We start from the raw sequence: 17,806 nt of genomic DNA, 5'->3' as shown, positions 1-17,806 counted from the left end.
CCGTGCCTCAGGCACGGCCAGCCTGGATTAACGCACCACCTCATAGCAGGGGTGATACTCGGAGCCGGGCAGCTTCATGCGTTGCTGAACCACAAACGAACGCAGCAGCTCATCCAGCATCTCCATCAGTTCAGGAGCGCCATGAATTTGGAACGGCCCCTTCTGTTTGATTTGCTCAATGCCCTGAGCCTTAACGTTACCGGCCACGATACCCGAAAATGCGCGACGCAGTGCAGCGGCAAGCTCGGCTTTGGGTTGATCCAGATGCAGGTTCAATCCTGCCATGGAGTCGTGGGTCGGGATGAAGGGTGTTTGGAACTCCGGTTCGATTTTCAGTGACCAGTTAAAGTGGTAAGAGTCGCCTGTCTGACGGCGATACTCACGGACATCGGGCTGGTGGGAGGTCATGTAACGGGCCACTTCAGGGGCGTCGTCGACAATGATTTCATACAGGCTCTGCGCCTGAGGGCCCAAAGTGGCACCGATAAAACGATCCAGGCTAAAGAAGTATTCTTCGCACTCTTTGGGGCCGGTCAGCACAATGGGAATATGCTGCTTCTGATTGTCTTCATGTAACATGATGCCAAGCAGATACAGCAGCTCTTCGGCAGTACCGACGCCTCCGGGGAAGATGACGATACCGTGGGCGGTGCGCACAAAGGCTTCCAGACGCTTTTCGATGTCGGGCATGATCACCAGTTCATTGACGATCGGGTTTGGCGGCTCAGCGGCGATGATGCTCGGTTCTGAGATGCCCAGGTAACGGCCGCTCAGGTAACGCTGTTTTGCGTGGCCGATGGTGGCACCTTTCATGGGACCTTTCATGGCTCCAGGACCACAGCCCGTACACACATTCATATTACGCAGGCCCAGTTGGTAGCCCACCTCTTTGGTGTATTTGTATTCCACTTCACCGATGGAGTGTCCCCCCCAGCACACGACCATATTCGGGTCGCCGGTGGGGTCGATAACCTCGGCGTTACGCAGCATATCGAACACCATATTGGTGATATTGGCCGAGTCATCCTGGCTGCTGACATCGGTGCTCTGATAACGGGCCCCCATGTGTAACAAATCGCGCAATACGGCAAATAGATGCTCGTGCACCCCCTGGATCAACTGGTCATCGACAAACGCCAGCTCGGGCGGATTAATCAGCTCGATCTTGACGCCTCGTTCGCGTCTGAGCAGGTTGATTTCAAAATCCTGATAGGGGTCAAATAAACTATGGTAATCGTCTTCTTCGGCGCCGCTGTTCAATACGGCCAGGCTGCAATTGCGGAAAAGTTGGTAAAGTTCAGAAGAGGTGGACTTTTTTAGCTGATCCACTTCCAGCTGAGACAGCAGGCTCATGGGCCCAATAGGGTTGAGTTGTACGGTTCGTTTCATTGTGGTCCTTCTATAACAACGTTCTGGTTGCGCCCATCACGCTTGGCCTGATACAGAGCCTGGTCGGCGCGTTCGAAGGCCGACTCAATACTATCGCCCTGAACAAACTGGGTCGCGCCGATAGATACGGTAATGGTGACCTGCTGATTTTTGAACTTAAATGGAATCCGTTCAACCCTTTGGCGGATTTTTTCTAGTGGTGTCTGTAATTGTTCGAGATCAGTATCCGGCAACAGCACAACAAACTCCTCTCCCCCCCAGCGGGCCATAAAGTCTTCGTGGCGCAGGCATTTGGTGATTTGCTGGGCCAGTACCTGCAGGGTTTTATCGCCTGCGGTGTGACCATAGTTATCATTAATGCTCTTGAAATGATCCACATCTACCAGTGCTAAACTCAAGGGCTTGCCTTCTTTTTGCCAATGAGCCAGCTCTTTTCTGACTTTAGTGTCATAGGCGTTACGGTTTGGGAGGCGGGTCAGGGCATCGCATTGGTTCTGGTTGCGGATGCTTTCCAGACGCTGGCGGTATTGACTGGTTTCCTTTTCTAACTGAATCAATTGCTGGCGCATCTCGCCTAGCAACTTGACCAGAATAGCCTGATCCTGCTGGTCGTATTGCTCCCGAGCATTCATTGACTGAGCCATCTTGTCCAGACATACCTGCGACTTGGCTTTCAATTGCTCCAGGTCGTTGGACTGGGCGAGCATGCCTTCCATGTCTTCCATACAGGCACGCATGTCGGCATTGTTCTTGAGTTTTTGTTGGTACTGTTGTTCGTTGTCTTTCAGCGACTGCTCAAGATTGGTGCTAACCGTGGTCAGACTCTGATGCAGGGTGTCGACAAACTCTTCGGCGTGGGCGCGTTCCTGATAAATATTCTGAAACAAATGCTTGAGCAACATCAGACAACATTCGACCAGTTGTCGCTCGCTCATGGGCTCGGCCAACTGACGTTCTATATCCTGGAGTTGCTGTTGCTTATCGCTGTGCTGGGTCACTTGGGCGACGAGGTGTTTCAGCTCATTTAACAAACGGCTTTTGAGTCGGCTGTCTTCTCCCGGGTCGTTGCTGACTGAAACGCTGCCCGGTTGTGCCTCTAATGCACGCTGCTGCATGTTAAGCAGACGCTGAAACAATGGCAGACTGTCGGTAAAATGAATTGCGGTGCCCGCTAACTCTCGGCGCAGCTGCTCGGCTTCGTCGCTCAGGTCAGCGGGCAGTGTGGGCTGTGATTGTAAATGGCGAAGTACTTCCCGTATCAGGTGTTCGGCCTGTTGGTCCATTTGCCGGAACAGATCGGTTTGCTCCAGCATCAGTCCCGTAATGGCTCGCATAGAGGCTTCCGCCTCATTAAACGCCAGTTTGCCGCCCATATGACGTCGCAGCATCTGAAGTTCTTCATCTAAGGCTGGCCGGGCCCCCTGGAAAAAGGCGCTCAGTCGAACAATAAATTGTGCCAGAGTGTCGATCTGGTATTTAAAACTACGAAGCGCCCTCCGTTGCGCGGTTACGCTGCTGTCCATCCAATACTCCTTCAAACTCGGTAAGGCTGGGCGTGGAGCTCAAGCTCGAACAGACCATTATACGAGCATCACTACCCTGATAATAGGCCAACTCCGCATAAAAGAGGGCTTTTGGTCAGATCATTGATCGGGATCTAAAAAGGCGACCGAAGTCGCCTTTGATGTTGTCTTAATCCTCGCTCAGCGGTTGCCTGACGAGGTAGTAGGGTAAGTAATTATCATTATTTGCTAGAGGCATGATGTTTCCAAGGTTGTTCTGTTAAATCACTGCACTAGGCGGGCGCATCATACCTTAGCTAATGTTTTTTTGAAAGTTGCTCTGTAAGTTTTCTTTGTTTGTTACTGTCTTGTCAGGCGCTGGTTATCCGGTTCTGACTCGAAGTTGCTCCGGAACGGATTGATGTCAAGCCCGCCACGACGGGTATATCTCGCATAAACGGTCAGTTTTTCAGGTTTACAGTGGCGCATGATATCGCAGTATATACGCTCCACACATTGTTCGTGGAATTCGTTGTGTTGTCTGAAAGTGATCAGGTAGGTCAACAGATTTTCTCGTTTGATCCTGGAGCCCTGATACCGAATCATTACGCTGCCCCAGTCGGGCTGGTTAGTGATCAGACAGTTGGATTTTAACAGGTGACTGATAAGGGTTTCCGATACCTTGTCATCCGAACAGGTCAGCAGACTGGGATCGTATTGATAGTCATCCATGCTGATATCCAGATCGTCCAGACAGTCGCCCTGCCAGGAACTGACCTGATATTGCGGGGCGTTCAATGGATGAATGCGGGCAGTCACCGGGGCCTGTGCGCAGGCCGAAAGATCACGCTCCAGATGTTGCTGCAATGCTTCTGTCGAGGGAAGACGGTACTGGTTCAGGCTGTTCAGGTATAGCTTAAAGGACTTGGACTCGATCAAGTTGGGGCTGTTAAAGGGAACCCTGGCTTCCAGAATACCAACGCAAGGCTTGCCCTTGGTGTTGAGCCAGGAGAGCTCATAGCCATTCCAGATATCCACGCCTTTGAATGGCATAACGCCTGTCAGGCCGATATCCTCGCGGTTGAGACGGCGGGGAACGGCCTGCAGCAGCTCGGGATCATAGCCGCTGTTATAATTGGTCTCTTGGCCCAAAGACAAGTGTTTGAGCGCGTCCGGGTGTTGGTCTTGTGTCATCGTGTCTGATTGCCGGTTACAATGGCGCCATTATATCAGCTTTGAGGCCCGCTATGAGTGAAACCAATCTGGAAATGGCGCTGGATGATTTTATACGTCGTTATCGGGAATACGCCGATGCCCACGAAGGCTTGGTGACTGACTACGATCCGCAATGGACGTCGCCCTGCCTGCAGGGGGAGCCAGACGCCAATGGCAGAGTTTGTTGGCAGCCGGTAAGGCAATCGCCGCCTTTGGGCTTTAGCGATTGTGAGGCGGCGTTAGAACTGAGCTTTCACCCCGATATCAAGACCTTCTACGGACGGTATTGGTCACAAGGTCTCAATGCCGTGACCGATCGTGGACCGCTGCAGCTGTTACAGCTTTGGAATGAAGACGATGGCACGCACTTGCAGCAAAACCTGATCGGTCACGTACTGATGAAGCGGCGTCTGCGCCAGCCGGAAACGCTGTTTATTGCCGTTACCGACGATGACGATATGATGATCAGCATCGATAACCAATCCGGCGCCGTGATGTTAGAGCCGGTCGGGATTGAGCCTCGAGAGCAGCTGGCGCCTAGTCTGGCTGAGTTTTTGTATCAGTTGCAGCCGGGGCCGGCGTTTTAATTCGTGCCAGCTCGCTTTGCAGGGCAAGGACCTGTGCTTCCAATTGCTCTACACGCTGCTCCAGTGTCAGGTCGGGTTGATCAGACGAGGCCGTTGGCTGCGGCTCTGAAGGCCCTTTTTGGCGCTCGCCAGGAGGCAGACTACGCCACTGCTTAAGACCCGCGATGGCTTCTTGCAGGCTGATTGGTTGGTGGGCGTGAGCCCGGACCAGGGCGACCGATGGGGTTTTGCCCTGTTGAGTTAAGCGCTGACAGCATTCGAATACGGTAGAAAACGTCGTCATGGGTCAGTGAATTCCGCTAAATAGTAGCAGTTTATCTCACTTTTTGGTTTTTCGCCATTCACGCTTTGTTTATAAAATCATTTAATATCAGCATGTTATAGCTTTGGTCCGATTGTTGCCTTGTGAGTCATTCCTAAGAACACTCATAACAAGGAAACATCATGAAAATGAAAACCTCGGCAGCTGCCCTGACCATTCTGAGCGCGTCTTTACTGCTATCCGGTTGCATCATCTCGGTAGATGGAGAGGGTATAGAGCGTCAGTACAGCTCCTGGCAGAAACAGGAAAAAGAGAACCGCCAACAAATAGCAAAGCTTGAGCCAGGAATGACTCTGGATAAGGTGGTCGCGCGCATGGGCGAGCCGGACTTCAGCGAGGCGGTAGAAAGGGATGGAAAGACCCTTCGCGTGCTCTATTACCGCACTCACAGGCAGCACGAAGATGGCATGACGACCAAGGAAGAGTGTACGCCGTTGATATTCAGTGGCGAGGTGTTGTCAGGCTGGGGGGACGCCGCATACCGAAGTACCTTCTGAATCAATTTTAACAGGGTGTTAACAAATGGGGTAGGGTGCGCTAGTCTGTGAACACAGACAGCCGTTTTGGAACTCGAATGACCAGTGCCACCAGTACTCTCGCTTCACCCGACGTTCAAACCGTAAAGCCGGTATTTTTGGCCGCCGACGATTTGAAATCGGCGGCCTCGATTCTGTATAAAGCCTACCATGACGATCCTCTGTTTATGGATATTTTCCGGGCCGACGATGAGGGCTATGGCTCTCGACTGAGAGCGGCTATTCGGGAAGAAATCAGTGCGTTCTGGGAGGCGAAACAACCCATGATTGGCCTGTTTGATGAGGGGCGTCTACTGGCGGTGGCCTGCATTATACAGCCGGATGCCAGTATCGGTCCGAATCGCTTTTGGCACTGGCGGCTGAAGATGCTGCTGACCGCTGGCTATATCGGTACTCGACAGATGGTGGAAAAGGAACAACGCGTGCGGGCTCACATTCCTTATCAGCGCTATCACATGTTGTCGTTCATCGGTGTGCATCCGGATCATCAGCACCATGGTCTGGGCCACTTATTGATGGGAGCCATTGATTCAGTAGTGGAGGAGGATCAGAGTAGCGAAGGCGTGGCTGTCTATGTGACTTTGCCTAAGTGTCTGTCATTTTTTGAACATGACCGCTACCAGATGTTAACCGAGCTGACAGTGAGTCGTATTCAGGGACACATTATGTTTCGCAGCAGACAGGACAGCGCATGAGCTTTAAGTCATTCGCTGATTTCTATCCCTACTACCTTCAGGAGCACAGCGACAAACGCTGCCGGGCCCTGCATTATATTGGCAGTACACTGGTGCTGGGGATTCTGGTCTACAGCCTCTGGAATCGCTGGTGGTGGGGATTATTACTGATGCCTGTGGTCGGCTATGGATTTGCCTGGATTGGTCACTTTCTCTTTGAACACAATCGGCCTGCAACCTTCCGACATCCGTGGTACAGCTTATTAGGCGATTGGGTCATGTATAAGGATGCCGGGTTGGGCCTGTTGGGTGTGGATTCCCAATTACAGCGCATGAAACAGCAACAGTCCTCTTCTGAAAATTCTGCGACGGGTGATTAACCTTGTAAGACATCTCTTACAAGGAATGTAAGACAATTCGGAAAGTGAAACCATATCGTCGAAGTGAGTTTTTCTATCTTTTTGTTTTATAAGGTTTATTTTATTATTGTTGGATTGGGAACAGAAATGGTGTCTTAATCACCACCGGAAAGGTTCGAATCCCGCTATAGTTCATTTGTCACATGGAAACACCAACACGGTGTCAGGGATGAATCAGGACCCTTTCAGGAAGGAAGTTATATTCAGGAGAATATAAACAGGGAAGCATAAGGATAGCAGGAAGCGGTAACAGGGAATTTAAGGCAGGATGCAGGCAAGGAAGCCGAAAAGGACAGACTAAAAGGAGTTATCCATCTGAAAAAGGCGCAACTGACGGTTGCGCTTTTTTTTTGCGACAACTGCTTTGTAAGAGATCGCTGACAAGGCCTGTAAGAGAACTCGGAAAAATCTGTCGGTCTTTATCTGTAGCTGTAGATTAGCTATTGATTTTAAAGGAATTTATTTTTAGATGGGGAATGAGTCAAAAATAATTCAGGGTGTGCGCCACCGGCTGAAGCCAGTATTGCTATAGTTTTAGTCAGCCACACGGAAATGGATGCCAAGGAGTATAGGATGCCGGCGAGCGTGGCAATGTAACGGAATGCGATGGGAGTCAGGGTCAGGGATAATGGATTGACGGAATGGCTCAGGAGCGAGCGTAATAGGGACACCTCAAGGACAGAGTGCATGGATGGCATTCAAAGGACTGAGGTTTTTGAAGGCACAGCTTCGGCTGTGCCTTCGATCATTCTGAAGTCACTCGTTGTGATGGTAGCGGTGCACGGGCAATTCGGTGGCAACCACATACTTGCCTTTCATCTTTACCCACCCCTGGTAAACATCTTCCCCATTGGTAGAAAAATCAAACTGGAACTCGCACTGCCAGTCGGGCTTGCCCTTAACACTGGTTAAACGCGTTCGTTTGCGGGCAAAAGAGACCAGCTGCAACCCCTGTTGCTGACAATAACTCCGCAAATAGTCCCCCGCGGCTTCACTAATCGCCCGGATCCGCCAAAATTGCAAAGCAATGGCGACCACCAGAGCCAGCAGCAATATATTTAGCAGCATCATGAAGGCATGGCCCGAAACAGGTGCTCGATGGCCTGGCTCAATTGGGGACTGCGGTCGGGCCTGCGCAGCTGAGCCAGGGCTTTATCCCTGATACTGGGCAGGCGCACGATATCGGCAAATACGGCCACAAAAATATTACTTTCAAGCTTTGCCAGACGCTCCATAAAGTCATACAGGCGCTCTTCGTCCTCCAGGTAATCCCAGTGCCGACCCGAAATCACGATCAAACAATCGGACTTAGCGCCCATAGGGGAGTCAAGCAGGCGGGCGATATGTTGATGTACCAACCCCCGAGCCTGAGACTGGGTCAGCGCCCTTAATAGTGCCACATGCACCGCGGTATTGTCCGGCTGACGCTGAATCCAGTCCAGCAACGTCTCGGTCAGAGACACGCCCAGTGGTTGGTTTTCCATGGAGTTAAGCAGGCTGTGCTGTACGGTGTCATTTAAGCTTTCAAACTGCTCGCACAAAAGCTCACTGGTCTCCTCAAGACGGGCGATGACATCGGCCAGTCCCTGCAATGGTAACTGCTGCCAGTCGTGCGCTTGTGGGTCTCGAATGTAATCACAGGCTTGCTCATAGAATGAGGAGGGCGGCATGGACAAAGCCTTACGTACCATGCTGTTAAAGTCCGCCATCTGCTGCTGGCCGGGAGTAAAGGTATAAGGGTTCTCGGGGATAGAATCGGCCTTGGTGACTTCCATCTGTGCACCAAGCGCCTCGACGACAATATTTAAAAACTGGTTGCGTGCAGCGCTGGACAGCAGTCCTTGTTCATCCAGCGGCAACTTGAGAAACCAGATGTATTGTTGGTCGGACAGCTGCTTATTCCAGAATACAATACCAAACCAAGCCAGTCCCAAACGGGGGTATGGGTGCGGTACCTTGTTGGCTTCAATGTCCATGAACTCTTGCGCCTTGAGCTTGCGAATGCCCCGGCCCAAATCAAACACGCGGTATTGGCAGCCTGACTGAAGCAGAAATTCACTAATGGTACTGATCTCTGACATGGTATCCTTAAGCGGTTAACGGCCTCTTTTTACAGGCCCGGAACAGAAAAGCGTTAAATTATACTAGGGCCGGTTTATCTTGCATAGACGAGCTCTGCCAGAGGTGATTTTTGCTCAGCAGGACCGGGCTGGTTTAGCCCGGAGGGTAAGCAATATCCGGTCGTTTGATTCAAATACTATGTTCGTAGAGTTAACTTATGTCTAACCCCATCGCCGCAGAAGGTTTGCATTTGCTGCAAGAGCTGGAGGCCGCCATGCGCTCACGTGGGCTCTGGAGCCAGACGCCGCCGGGCGCCGAAGCACTCTCCAGCCAGGCTCCTTTTGCCTGTGACACCCTGACCTTTGAACAGTGGTTACAGTTTATTTTTGTGCCCAAACTGACCGCGTTAATTGAAGCCAATGAGCCTTTGCCCGGGGCGATGAAAATATTGCCGATGGCGCAACAAAGCTGGCGGGATACCCCTGATACACAGAGGGTAGAACGAGTTCTGGCTAGGTTCGACGCGCTTTATGAGGAAGCCTGATGTTACCGCTACTGTATCAGGATGAGTATATGGTGGCGGTGCACAAGCCCGCCGGATTACTGGTGCACCGCAGCCTGATCGATCGCCACGAAACTGAGTTTGCGATGCAGCAGGTCCGCGACCAAATAGGCCAACGGGTATTTACCGTGCACCGGCTGGATAAACCCACCTCCGGGGTATTATTAATGGGACTCAGTTCCGAGGCCGCACGACGTTTAACCGAACTCTTTACCTCCGGTCAGGTGGATAAGACCTACCGCGCAATGGTGCGCGGTTTTGCCCCGGCTGAGGGGCTGATTGACCGGCCATTAAAGGAAAAGCTGGATAAGCTGGCCGATAAAAAGGCCAGACAGGACAAGCCGCCTCAGGAGGCTCGTACGCGTTATCGTACTCTGTACCAGTTTGAATTGCCGTTTGCCGTCGATCGCTATGCAACTGCCCGCTATTCGTATTTGGAACTTTACCCCGAAACCGGGCGTAAACATCAGTTACGTCGTCATCTGTCCCATATCAACCATCCCATTGTGGGGGATGTGAATCATGGTGATAATAAGCAAAATCGCTTTTTACGGGAGCAATTTGGATTTCAGGGGTTGGCACTGACCGCCACTCGGTTAAGTCTGCCGCACCCTTTTACCGGCGACAAACTGACACTGGAGTCCGACTACGACGGGCGTATCGACAAATTGCTGGCACAATGGCACTCTTACCGCCATTCACAAGACCCATCGGCATAGAGGAGTTTAGATGGCGCAACAAATCAGTGTGTTTTACGGCAGTGTTTATGGCAATGCTCAACAAGTGGCCGAAGAAGCGGCCGATACTCTGACTGCACTGGGCTATCGGGTCGACTTGCTGGATGACCCTCAGGTCAGTGACTTCCAGGAAGCGCAAGAGGTGCTGTTTATCAGCTCCACTACCGGTCAGGGAGACATCCCGCCCAACCTGGAGCCCTTTATTCTGGATCTTGAGTCCCGCTTTCCGCTATTGGACGGGCGAAAGTTTGCTGTGGTGGCCTTAGGCGATAGCAGCTATGGAGAGACCTATTGCGGCGCCGGGCGACGTATTTACGAGTTAATGGAGGAGCTGATGGGCACCCCTCGTACTCAGCTACTGGAAGTGGATGCCATAGAAACATTAGAGCCTACCGAAGAGGTTCTGCCCTGGATAAAGCAATATTATTGAGTCTGACGGCCGGCTTCTATCGGTTGAGAATAAAAGCCGGTCACCAATTGCTCCTCCAGTTCACTCATCCTGCCATTTTCGATCAACTCGTTAAGCCCTTTGTTAAAGCTATTAAGCAGTGAACGGCTGACGGCTTTGGCCTTAGGGAATAACACGTGACCTTCCACTACGTTGAGCGGTCGGGGAAGGGTCTCCAGACGGCGAGCCTGCTCCGGAGCCAGATATGATTCTGCCAGGTGCCACCCGGTAATTTCGTCCACCGGAAAGAGATCGATGCGTCCCAACGCCAGCATTGTCAGGTTCTGCCTGTCTGTATTAACCACTGAAAACCGCTCTGGCGAGCGCTCCGCCAAGGCCCATAGCTCTTTGGTATAGGTATATCCTCGGGTCAGGCCGATACGCAGGTCCTTAAAGTCATCTAGGTTTTGCCATAGCTGCGGGCCATCGGACTGACGGCGGAAAAACACCAGCCGCTCGGAAATGACCGGCTGGCTATAGTGAAAATCTTTCTCGCGCCATTGGCTGTTGTACCAGTAAGACGTAGCATCGAACCGGCCTGACAGCGCTTCTTCATAGGCCCGCGCCCACGGCAGGTAAACAAAACTTACGGTATAGCCCTGGCTGGCGAAGGCCTCGCGGACGACATGATTGACATAGCCTTGTTCCGGCAGTTTGGGGGAAGTGTAGGGTGCCGTAATACCAGAGGCGATGGTAATCGTGCGAGCTTGAACGGTATGGCAGGCTAAAAGCAGAAGACTAAGGCTTATAAGCATTAAACGCATGAGACGGTGGCCTTCCCTGATTATACACAGAGTTAATCCTAGCTCAGCTTTTAGTGCCCGGCCAGTCAGTTACTGGCCGGGATTAGAGGCCAATTACTCGGCGTTTCTTAACAGGGCATTGATGCCTACCTTGGCGCGGGTTTTAGCGTCGACCTTCTTGACAATAATGGCGGCATACAGACTGCATTTGCCATCTTTAGAGGGCAGAGTGCCTGGCACAACGACAGAACCGGCAGGAACCCGACCATAGTGAACTTCACCTGTTTCGCGATCAAAAATGCGCGTGCTTTGACCGATATAAACGCCCATGGAAATCACTGCGCCTTCCTCAACGATGACGCCCTCGACGATTTCTGAGCGAGCGCCAATAAAGCAGTTGTCTTCGATAATGGTGGGGTTGGCCTGCAGTGGCTCAAGTACCCCACCAATGCCTACGCCACCGGACAGGTGCACGTTATTGCCGATCTGGGCGCATGAGCCGACAGTCGCCCAGGTATCGACCATAGCGCCTTCGCCCACATAGGCGCCGATATTGACGTAGGAGGGCATCACCACCACGTTCTTACCGATGTAAGAGCCTGTTCGCACGGCCGCTGGCGGCACAATGCGAACGCCTTCTTCTCGAAAGCGCTGGTCGCTGTAGCCATTGTATTTGAGGGGGACCTTATCAAAGTACTGGCTCTCGGCACCCTCAATAAGTTCGTTATCATGCAGTTTGAAAAACAGCAGAACGGCTTTTTTCAGCCATTGATGGACAACCCATTCTCCGGCTACTTTCTCTGCCACGCGGGCGGTCCCCTGATTCAGCATGGCGATGGCTTCAGTGACGGCATCTTTAACTGCTGGGTCGGCGGTCTCGGCCGTCCACTGGTCGCGGGTTTCAAAGGCCTTTTCAATTGTGGTTTTTAGTTGTGACATGTCTCACCGTTGTTATGTTGATCTAAAAGAGAAGTTAAGGCGTTTTTCAGGCTGAGTTGCTGGTGCTGTGACAGTGCCTGATCCAGGTGGTTGGTTAACAGAAACACGTCTTCGGCACGCTCACCGATGGTACTGATTTTGGCCATGTGCAGATGGATGTCCTGACAGATGAACTCCTGGCTAATGGTCGCCAACAGTCCCGGTGCGTCCAGCGCCTCCAATTCCAGAATGGTCATATCATTCTTGTTGGTAAAAAAGCGCATTTTGGTGGGCACATTCAATTGTTTCATGCGCCGTGACATCTTGCGGTTGTTGGTGTGCTGGTCACTGGTTTTCAGTAATTGAGTACGAATGGCCTCAATCAGGCTACGTTGACGAGAGGGCGAGGCAATACGCTCACCGTCGTCATCCAGAATGATAAAACTGTCGAACACATAGCCATCATCGATGGTCATGATCTGGGCGTCATGTATCGAGCAATTTCGGCTGTCCAGTACCGAGGCGACCTGAGCAAACAGGCTCGGGCGATTACGGGTGTAAAGAATCAGCTCGGTACCGGCTTTTGAGGTATTGTCATTAAAGGCCACTACCATTTCCCGGCCTTCCAGTTGCTGGTGCTCGGCAATCATCTGGGCGTGCCACACCAGTTGGCGGGGCTTAAACCGGATAAAGTAATGCTCATCCAGGCGATGCCAGAACTGATGCACCAAATCATCGTCGATGTGACTGTCCTGCAGGCGCAGCAGCGCATCCTGTTGATGCTTCTGGGACTGGGCCTGCATATCAATATGGTATTCTTCGCCGGTTTCGATGGCCTTCTTGGTCATCATATACAGCTCACGCAACAGCGAGGCCTTCCAGTCGTTCCAGAGATTGTCATTGGTGGCACGGATATCGGCCAGTGTTAATACATAAAGATGGTCCAGGTAATCCACACTGCGAACCTTGGCGGCAAACTCGCGGATCACGTCCGGATCATAAATATCGCGACGTTGAGCGGTTACCGACATCAACAGGTGGTTTTCCACCAACCATACGGCTAAGGCGGTTTCCTTCTGACCAATGCCATGCTGTTGGCAGAAGCGCGCCAGATCGGCAGCCCCCAGCTTGGAATGATCGCCACCGCGCCCCTTGCCGATATCATGAAAAATGGCCGCGATGTAAAGGATCTGAGGGTCGTCCATTTCCTGCATAATGCGATGACAGCGCGGAAAAGTTTTAACTGCGTCTGGCAGGGTATAACGATAGATGTGTTTCACAAGGCGATGGGTATGCTCGTCTACCGTATAGGCGTGGAACAGGTCAAACTGCATCATACCGACGATCTGGTTCCATTCTGGCAGGTAGGCGTGCATGATGCCGTGCTTATGGGCCATGTCCCAGGCCAGGCCGAAAAAGTCCGGATGAGCCATTAAGGCCATAAACCGCTCCCGGCACGAGGGATGTTCGGTCAGGGGAATGCGGCGAAAACGACGGCGAGCCTGACGCAACAGACGCAAGGTGTTGGAATGAAGACCGATAACCTGAGGCGTATCGGCGATGACGCGCAAAAAATCCAGCAGGCTTTCCGGATCCGGAAACACCTCGTCATGACGGGCGTGCAAAAGACCATCGGTGAGCTCGAAGTCGTCATCGATAACCTCGGTGCGCTTTATCTTGGTGTTCAGGGTATCGTGACTAAAGCGTTGCAACAGCATCTCACTGAGTTCGGTGATACGTGTCAGTTGGCGGAAAAAAGCCTTCATCATCTTTTCCACCGAGGCCTTGCCCTGATCGCCATAGCCGAGTCGCTCGGCCACCTCCGGTTGATAATCAAACAATAAACGATTTTCGCTACGACCGGCTACCAGGTGCAAAGTAAAGCGCATACGCCACAGATGATTGCGACAGTCTTTAAGTTCGGTAAATTCTCGCTCGGTGAAGTAGCCGTGTTCGACCAGCTCCTGCCCCTTGAGAACGCTAAAGTGCTTCTTGGCCACCCAGCCGATGGTCTGAATATCTCTTAGGCAGCCGGGATTTTCTTTAATATTGGGCTCGAGGTTGTACGCGGTGCCGTTAAAGCGTGCATGGCGTCTTTGCTGCTCTTCGAGCTTGGCCAGAAAAAAGGCCTTGCTGGACCAGACTTTGTCACCCTGCATTTTAATTTGCAGGGCGTTAAAGGTTTCTTCACAGCCGATCAGGCGTCGCGCCTCAATCAAATTGGTGGCGATGGTGACATCGTCCTTGGCCAGCTTGAGGGTTTGATTGACGGTACGCACTGACTGGCCGATATCCAGGCCGATATCCCATAAGAAGGTCACGAATTCAGTTAACGCTTCTTGCAGGGCTTTATCAGGCGTGCGCCGGGTCAGGATCAGCAGATCGACATCCGAGTAGGGTTGCAACTGGCCACGGCCATATCCGCCCACGGCGATCAACGCCAGCTCTTTACGCTCATGCAAACCTCGCAGCTTCCAGGCCTGTCGTAACAGCGTATCGACAAAGGTGGCCCGGCCGGTCACCAGAGATTCGATCTCCATCATGCCGGCGTTTTCTTCCAGCCATTGATAGCTGTTTTCTACACAGGCCTTAAAGGCCGCGGTATTGTCGGCCACATTGATCTGTTTGATTTGGCTGAGCAGACTGTGCATGAGAAGTCAGTTAGTCGTTGACCAGTACGCGATCGATGTCTTCGTCGCTACGCAGGGTCAGGATTTCACAGCCGTTGTCTGTGACCAGTAGAGTGTGTTCCCATTGGGCGCTCAGGCTGCGATCCTTGGTGACTACGGTCCAGTCGTCTTTCAGTAACTTGGAGTGGCGTTTGCCCGCATTGACCATAGGCTCGATGGTAAAACACATGCCCGCTTCCAGTTCCATGCCTGTGCCGGGGCGGCCATAGTGAACCACCTGAGGGTCTTCATGGAATTCCTTGCCGATACCGTGCCCGCAATATTCACGCACAATGGAGTAGTCATGAGATTCGGCGTGTTGCTGAATGACATGGCCGATGTCGCCAAGCCGGGTGCCTGGCCTGACCAGCTTGATGCCCTTATACAAGCATTCCTGAGTTACCCGAATCAGTCGTTCGGCCATAATGGAAGGCTTGCCTACCACGAACATCTTGGAGGTGTCACCGTGATAACCATCTTTGATCACAGTGACATCGATATTGATGATATCGCCATCTTTAAGTTTCTTATCGGACGGAATGCCATGACAGATTACATGGTTTACCGACGTACAGATGGACTTGGGAAAGCCATGGTAGTTTAAGGGGGCGGGAATGGCCTGCTGTTCATTGACAATATAATCGTGGCAGATCTTGTCCAGTTCGCCCGTGGTGACGCCCTTTTTCACATAAGGTCCGATCATATCGAGCACTTCTGACGCCAGCTTCCCGGCGACGCGCATTTTTTCAATTTCTTCCGGCGTTTTAATAGTCGCAGTCAAACCCTAAATTCCTACTTCTTTAATATTAATTAGCTGAATGCGGCATTTTAGCGACAGGACCCTTAGCTGTATAGGACAATTCGGCATATTCTATATGCCTAGCGTTGTATTGGTGGGGAGTTTTGTGGTATAAAGCGCCCCGCTTCTGTGCTTGAGGATTTTCTTGGGACAGTAGCGACATAACATTGAATCAATAACACACATACATCGACACATGATTCGGGGTGTTCGCGAGGGCGGATCGAGTCATGGGATGTATGGAGGCCTAACCCCGATTGAGGACAATATAATGGCAAATGTATCTATGCGTGACATGCTGCAAGCCGGCGTGCATTTCGGTCACCAAACCCGCTACTGGAATCCGAAGATGAAGCCTTTCATTTTCGGTGCTCGTAACAAGGTTCATATCATCAACCTGGAAAAAACCGTGCCTATGTTCAACGATGCGTTGAACTATCTGTCAGGCGTTGCGGCGAAGAAAGGTAAAATTCTGTTTGTGGGCACTAAGCGTGCTGCAGGCGATGCGGTGAAAGAAGCAGCTCAGCGTTGCGACCAATACTATGTGAACAAGCGTTGGTTGGGCGGCATGCTGACCAACTGGAAAACCGTTCGTCAGTCCATCAAGCGTCTGAAGGATCTGGAGCAACAGTCTCAGGACGGTACCTTTGACAAGTTGACCAAGAAAGAAGCCCTGATGCTGACTCGTGAAATGGAAAAGCTGGAGTCCAGCCTGGGTGGTATCAAGAACATGGGCGGTCTGCCTGATGTATTGTTCGTGATCGACGCCGAGCACGAGCACAATGCCATCAAAGAAGCGCGTAACCTGGGTATCCCGGTTGTGTCTGTGGTTGATACTAACTCTGACCCAGACGGCGTGGACTACGTGATTCCGGGCAACGACGACGCCATCCGTGCCGTTCAGCTGTACCTGGATGCCGCCGCTACCGCAGTTAGCGAAGGCAGCGAGCAAAACCTGGAAGCTCAGGCTGAACACGACGACTTCGTTGAAGCCGCTGACTGATAACGTCATTCATCTGTAACAGCAGTGTGGTATTGCTGCTGTGATAAGACTCTATCAGGGGCGTACTACGCCCCTGTATTCAAAGAATTTATCGATTGAGGAATTGAAAATGGCAGTGACTGCAGCCCTAGTTAAAGAACTGCGTGAGCGCACTGGCGCTGGCATGCTGGATTGTAAAAAAGCCTTGGTAGAAACCAATGGTGACATCGATCAGGCCATTGAGAACATGCGTAAGTCTGGCCAAGCCAAAGCCGCTAAAAAGTCTGGTCGTATCACCGCCGAAGGCGTGATTCTGACCAAGGTTGAAGGTGGTCAGGCGGTAATGGTTGAGCTGAACTGTGAAACTGACTTCGTGGCACGTGATGACAGTTTCCTGAAGTTTGGTGATCAAATTGTAGAACTGGTGATGAGCCAGAAGCCTGCCGATGTTGAGGCTCTGAACGCGTTGGAACTGAACGGTAGCACCGTTGAGAAAACCCGCGAAGAGTTGATCGCCAAGATCGGTGAGAACATTTCTGTGCGTCGCTTCACCATTGTCGAAGGTGACAACCTGGGTGCCTACACTCACGGTTCTCGCATCGGTGTATTGACGGTACTGAAAGGTGGTGACGACGAGCTGGCAAAAGATGTTGCCATGCACGTAGCCGCGTCGCAGCCTCAGTTTGTTAAGCCCGAGCAGGTACCGGCTGAAGTGGTTGAGAAAGAGAAGGCCATCCAGATCGACATCGCCATGCAAAGCGGCAAGCCGGCGGAGATCGCTGAGAAAATGGTAGCCGGCCGCATGAAGAAATTCACCGGTGAAATCAGCCTGACGGGTCAGCCTTTCGTTAAGGACCCTTCCATGAGTGTAGGCGAGCTGCTGAAGTCGAAAGACGCAGACGTTGAAAACTTTATCCGCTATGAAGTGGGTGAAGGCATGGAGAAGAAAGACGAAGACTTTGCCGCCGAAGTTCAGGCGCAAATGGAAGCCGCCAAGAAATAAATCGGTTGGCTGACTTTTGCCATAAGGCAATGTCATATAAACTACCAAGCACCTCATAAGAGGTGCTTTTTTTTAATAAGTGAAGCGGTACGATCAATAAGCTAGAGCTTGTGAGCGGCTACGGCCGGTATCGTTAAGGTAATCGCTTATTACCTGCCTGGGATAACAGCCAAGGCGTTAACCAGGGGCCTGCTTCGGATGGGACTAAGACCCCAATGCGCAACACCAGCCACCGTTAAC

General features: G+C 51.9%; 19 protein-coding genes. 9 read left to right on the top strand and 10 right to left on the bottom strand.

What is annotated here, in order from left to right; genetic code table 11:
- Positions 1-27 precede the first annotated feature (27 nt).
- From ppnN to queF, 3 genes are all read right to left on the bottom strand, one after another.
- Positions 28-1,389 carry a nucleotide 5'-monophosphate nucleosidase PpnN gene (gene ppnN, locus HMF8227_RS10805; protein ID WP_109340185.1) on the bottom strand — a complete coding sequence of 454 codons (1,362 nt, stop codon included), beginning with the start codon at positions 1,387-1,389 and terminating at the stop codon, positions 28-30.
- On the bottom strand, positions 1,386-2,912 hold the full coding sequence (locus HMF8227_RS10800; protein ID WP_109340184.1) for a GGDEF domain-containing protein: 1,527 nt from the start codon (positions 2,910-2,912) through the stop codon (positions 1,386-1,388). Before HMF8227_RS10800 ends, ppnN begins: the two co-directional genes overlap by 4 nt.
- A 339-nt stretch (positions 2,913-3,251) precedes the next feature.
- Positions 3,252-4,085, bottom strand: a complete 834-nt coding sequence (queF, locus tag HMF8227_RS10795) for an NADPH-dependent 7-cyano-7-deazaguanine reductase QueF (RefSeq protein WP_109340183.1) — start codon at positions 4,083-4,085, stop codon at positions 3,252-3,254.
- A gap of 53 nt (positions 4,086-4,138) precedes the next feature.
- On the opposite strand from queF, the gene syd reads away from it, so the two are divergent.
- A complete protein-coding gene (syd, locus tag HMF8227_RS10790; protein WP_109340182.1) occupies positions 4,139-4,693 on the top strand; it encodes a SecY-interacting protein in 555 nt (184 codons plus the stop codon).
- Here the strand turns inward: syd and HMF8227_RS10785 are convergent.
- Positions 4,644-4,976, bottom strand: a complete 333-nt coding sequence (locus tag HMF8227_RS10785) for a hypothetical protein (protein WP_109340181.1) — start codon at positions 4,974-4,976, stop codon at positions 4,644-4,646. The genes syd and HMF8227_RS10785 overlap by 50 nt on opposite strands.
- A gap of 161 nt (positions 4,977-5,137) precedes the next feature.
- Between HMF8227_RS10785 and HMF8227_RS10780 the strand changes: the two genes are divergently transcribed.
- The 3 genes from HMF8227_RS10780 (at position 5,138) to HMF8227_RS10770 (ending at position 6,605) form a co-directional block, all read left to right on the top strand.
- On the top strand, positions 5,138-5,512 hold the full coding sequence (locus tag HMF8227_RS10780; protein ID WP_109340180.1) for a DUF3192 domain-containing protein: 375 nt from the start codon (positions 5,138-5,140) through the stop codon (positions 5,510-5,512).
- Positions 5,513-5,589: 77 nt separating this feature from the next.
- The gene (locus HMF8227_RS10775; protein ID WP_109340179.1) at positions 5,590-6,246 is read left to right on the top strand and encodes a GNAT family N-acetyltransferase; all 657 of its coding nucleotides are present in this window, start codon (positions 5,590-5,592) and stop codon (positions 6,244-6,246) included.
- Positions 6,243-6,605 carry an Mpo1-like protein gene (locus HMF8227_RS10770; RefSeq protein ID WP_109340178.1) on the top strand — a complete coding sequence of 121 codons (363 nt, stop codon included), beginning with the start codon at positions 6,243-6,245 and terminating at the stop codon, positions 6,603-6,605. The genes HMF8227_RS10775 and HMF8227_RS10770 overlap by 4 nt, the downstream gene beginning before the upstream one ends.
- Positions 6,606-7,400: 795 nt before the next feature.
- Here the strand turns inward: HMF8227_RS10770 and HMF8227_RS10765 are convergent.
- Both HMF8227_RS10765 and HMF8227_RS10760 read right to left on the bottom strand, forming a co-directional pair.
- Positions 7,401-7,715: a DUF3301 domain-containing protein gene (locus HMF8227_RS10765; RefSeq protein ID WP_109340177.1), complete on the bottom strand. Its 315-nt coding sequence runs from the start codon at positions 7,713-7,715 to the stop codon at positions 7,401-7,403.
- A complete protein-coding gene (locus HMF8227_RS10760; RefSeq protein ID WP_109340176.1) occupies positions 7,712-8,725 on the bottom strand; it encodes a DUF3549 family protein in 1,014 nt (337 codons plus the stop codon). Before HMF8227_RS10760 ends, HMF8227_RS10765 begins: the two co-directional genes overlap by 4 nt.
- 197 nt (positions 8,726-8,922) lie before the next feature.
- Here HMF8227_RS10760 and HMF8227_RS10755 point away from each other — a divergent pair, with 197 nt between their 5' ends.
- The 3 genes from HMF8227_RS10755 to HMF8227_RS10745 are packed head-to-tail and all read left to right on the top strand — an operon-like array spanning position 8,923 to position 10,434.
- Positions 8,923-9,249 (top strand): YqcC family protein, encoded by a 327-nt coding sequence (locus tag HMF8227_RS10755; RefSeq protein ID WP_109340175.1) that lies wholly within the window; start codon positions 8,923-8,925, stop codon positions 9,247-9,249.
- Positions 9,246-9,986 carry a tRNA pseudouridine(65) synthase TruC gene (gene truC / locus HMF8227_RS10750; RefSeq protein ID WP_204101095.1) on the top strand — a complete coding sequence of 247 codons (741 nt, stop codon included), beginning with the start codon at positions 9,246-9,248 and terminating at the stop codon, positions 9,984-9,986. The genes HMF8227_RS10755 and truC overlap by 4 nt, the downstream gene beginning before the upstream one ends.
- 10 nt (positions 9,987-9,996) lie before the next feature.
- Positions 9,997-10,434: a flavodoxin domain-containing protein gene (locus tag HMF8227_RS10745; RefSeq protein ID WP_109340173.1), complete on the top strand. Its 438-nt coding sequence runs from the start codon at positions 9,997-9,999 to the stop codon at positions 10,432-10,434.
- Here the strand turns inward: HMF8227_RS10745 and HMF8227_RS10740 are convergent.
- From HMF8227_RS10740 to map, 4 genes are all read right to left on the bottom strand, one after another.
- Positions 10,428-11,216, bottom strand: a complete 789-nt coding sequence (locus tag HMF8227_RS10740) for a substrate-binding periplasmic protein (RefSeq protein WP_109340172.1) — start codon at positions 11,214-11,216, stop codon at positions 10,428-10,430. The genes HMF8227_RS10745 and HMF8227_RS10740 overlap by 7 nt on opposite strands.
- A gap of 93 nt (positions 11,217-11,309) precedes the next feature.
- The gene (gene dapD / locus HMF8227_RS10735) at positions 11,310-12,134 is read right to left on the bottom strand and encodes a 2,3,4,5-tetrahydropyridine-2,6-dicarboxylate N-succinyltransferase (RefSeq protein ID WP_109340171.1); all 825 of its coding nucleotides are present in this window, start codon (positions 12,132-12,134) and stop codon (positions 11,310-11,312) included.
- Complete coding sequence (glnD, locus tag HMF8227_RS10730; protein WP_109340170.1) at positions 12,122-14,764, bottom strand: [protein-PII] uridylyltransferase; 2,643 nt, start codon at positions 14,762-14,764, stop codon at positions 12,122-12,124. The genes dapD and glnD overlap by 13 nt, the downstream gene beginning before the upstream one ends.
- Positions 14,765-14,774: 10 nt before the next feature.
- Entirely contained in the window at positions 14,775-15,563 is a 789-nt protein-coding gene (gene map / locus HMF8227_RS10725) for a type I methionyl aminopeptidase (protein ID WP_109340169.1), read from the bottom strand.
- Between the two features lie 289 nt (positions 15,564-15,852).
- On the opposite strand from map, the gene rpsB reads away from it, so the two are divergent.
- Positions 15,853-16,584 (top strand): 30S ribosomal protein S2, encoded by a 732-nt coding sequence (gene rpsB, locus HMF8227_RS10720; RefSeq protein WP_109340168.1) that lies wholly within the window; start codon positions 15,853-15,855, stop codon positions 16,582-16,584.
- A gap of 109 nt (positions 16,585-16,693) precedes the next feature.
- Positions 16,694-17,566 (top strand): translation elongation factor Ts, encoded by an 873-nt coding sequence (gene tsf, locus HMF8227_RS10715; RefSeq protein ID WP_109340167.1) that lies wholly within the window; start codon positions 16,694-16,696, stop codon positions 17,564-17,566.
- Positions 17,567-17,806: the final 240 nt, after the last annotated feature.

The organism is Saliniradius amylolyticus (assembly GCF_003143555.1).
Taxonomy (GTDB): Bacteria; Pseudomonadota; Gammaproteobacteria; order Enterobacterales; family Alteromonadaceae; genus Saliniradius; species Saliniradius amylolyticus.
This window is presented reverse-complemented; position numbering and strand designations above follow the sequence as displayed.

Coding starts and splice junctions, on each gene's coding strand:
- dapD (WP_109340171.1), bottom strand. CDS start 12,134: ATGTCACAACTAAAAACCACAATTGAAAAGGCCTTTGAAACCCGCGAC.
- queF (WP_109340183.1), bottom strand. CDS start 4,085: ATGACACAAGACCAACACCCGGACGCGCTCAAACACTTGTCTTTGGGC.
- rpsB (WP_109340168.1), top strand. CDS start 15,853: ATGGCAAATGTATCTATGCGTGACATGCTGCAAGCCGGCGTGCATTTC.
- HMF8227_RS10780 (WP_109340180.1), top strand. CDS start 5,138: ATGAAAATGAAAACCTCGGCAGCTGCCCTGACCATTCTGAGCGCGTCT.
- tsf (WP_109340167.1), top strand. CDS start 16,694: ATGGCAGTGACTGCAGCCCTAGTTAAAGAACTGCGTGAGCGCACTGGC.
- glnD (WP_109340170.1), bottom strand. CDS start 14,764: ATGCACAGTCTGCTCAGCCAAATCAAACAGATCAATGTGGCCGACAAT.
- syd (WP_109340182.1), top strand. CDS start 4,139: ATGAGTGAAACCAATCTGGAAATGGCGCTGGATGATTTTATACGTCGT.
- HMF8227_RS10775 (WP_109340179.1), top strand. CDS start 5,590: ATGACCAGTGCCACCAGTACTCTCGCTTCACCCGACGTTCAAACCGTA.
- HMF8227_RS10760 (WP_109340176.1), bottom strand. CDS start 8,725: ATGTCAGAGATCAGTACCATTAGTGAATTTCTGCTTCAGTCAGGCTGC.
- HMF8227_RS10745 (WP_109340173.1), top strand. CDS start 9,997: ATGGCGCAACAAATCAGTGTGTTTTACGGCAGTGTTTATGGCAATGCT.
- HMF8227_RS10770 (WP_109340178.1), top strand. CDS start 6,243: ATGAGCTTTAAGTCATTCGCTGATTTCTATCCCTACTACCTTCAGGAG.
- HMF8227_RS10785 (WP_109340181.1), bottom strand. CDS start 4,976: ATGACGACGTTTTCTACCGTATTCGAATGCTGTCAGCGCTTAACTCAA.
- ppnN (WP_109340185.1), bottom strand. CDS start 1,389: ATGAAACGAACCGTACAACTCAACCCTATTGGGCCCATGAGCCTGCTG.
- HMF8227_RS10800 (WP_109340184.1), bottom strand. CDS start 2,912: ATGGACAGCAGCGTAACCGCGCAACGGAGGGCGCTTCGTAGTTTTAAA.
- HMF8227_RS10765 (WP_109340177.1), bottom strand. CDS start 7,715: ATGATGCTGCTAAATATATTGCTGCTGGCTCTGGTGGTCGCCATTGCT.
- HMF8227_RS10755 (WP_109340175.1), top strand. CDS start 8,923: ATGTCTAACCCCATCGCCGCAGAAGGTTTGCATTTGCTGCAAGAGCTG.
- HMF8227_RS10740 (WP_109340172.1), bottom strand. CDS start 11,216: ATGCGTTTAATGCTTATAAGCCTTAGTCTTCTGCTTTTAGCCTGCCAT.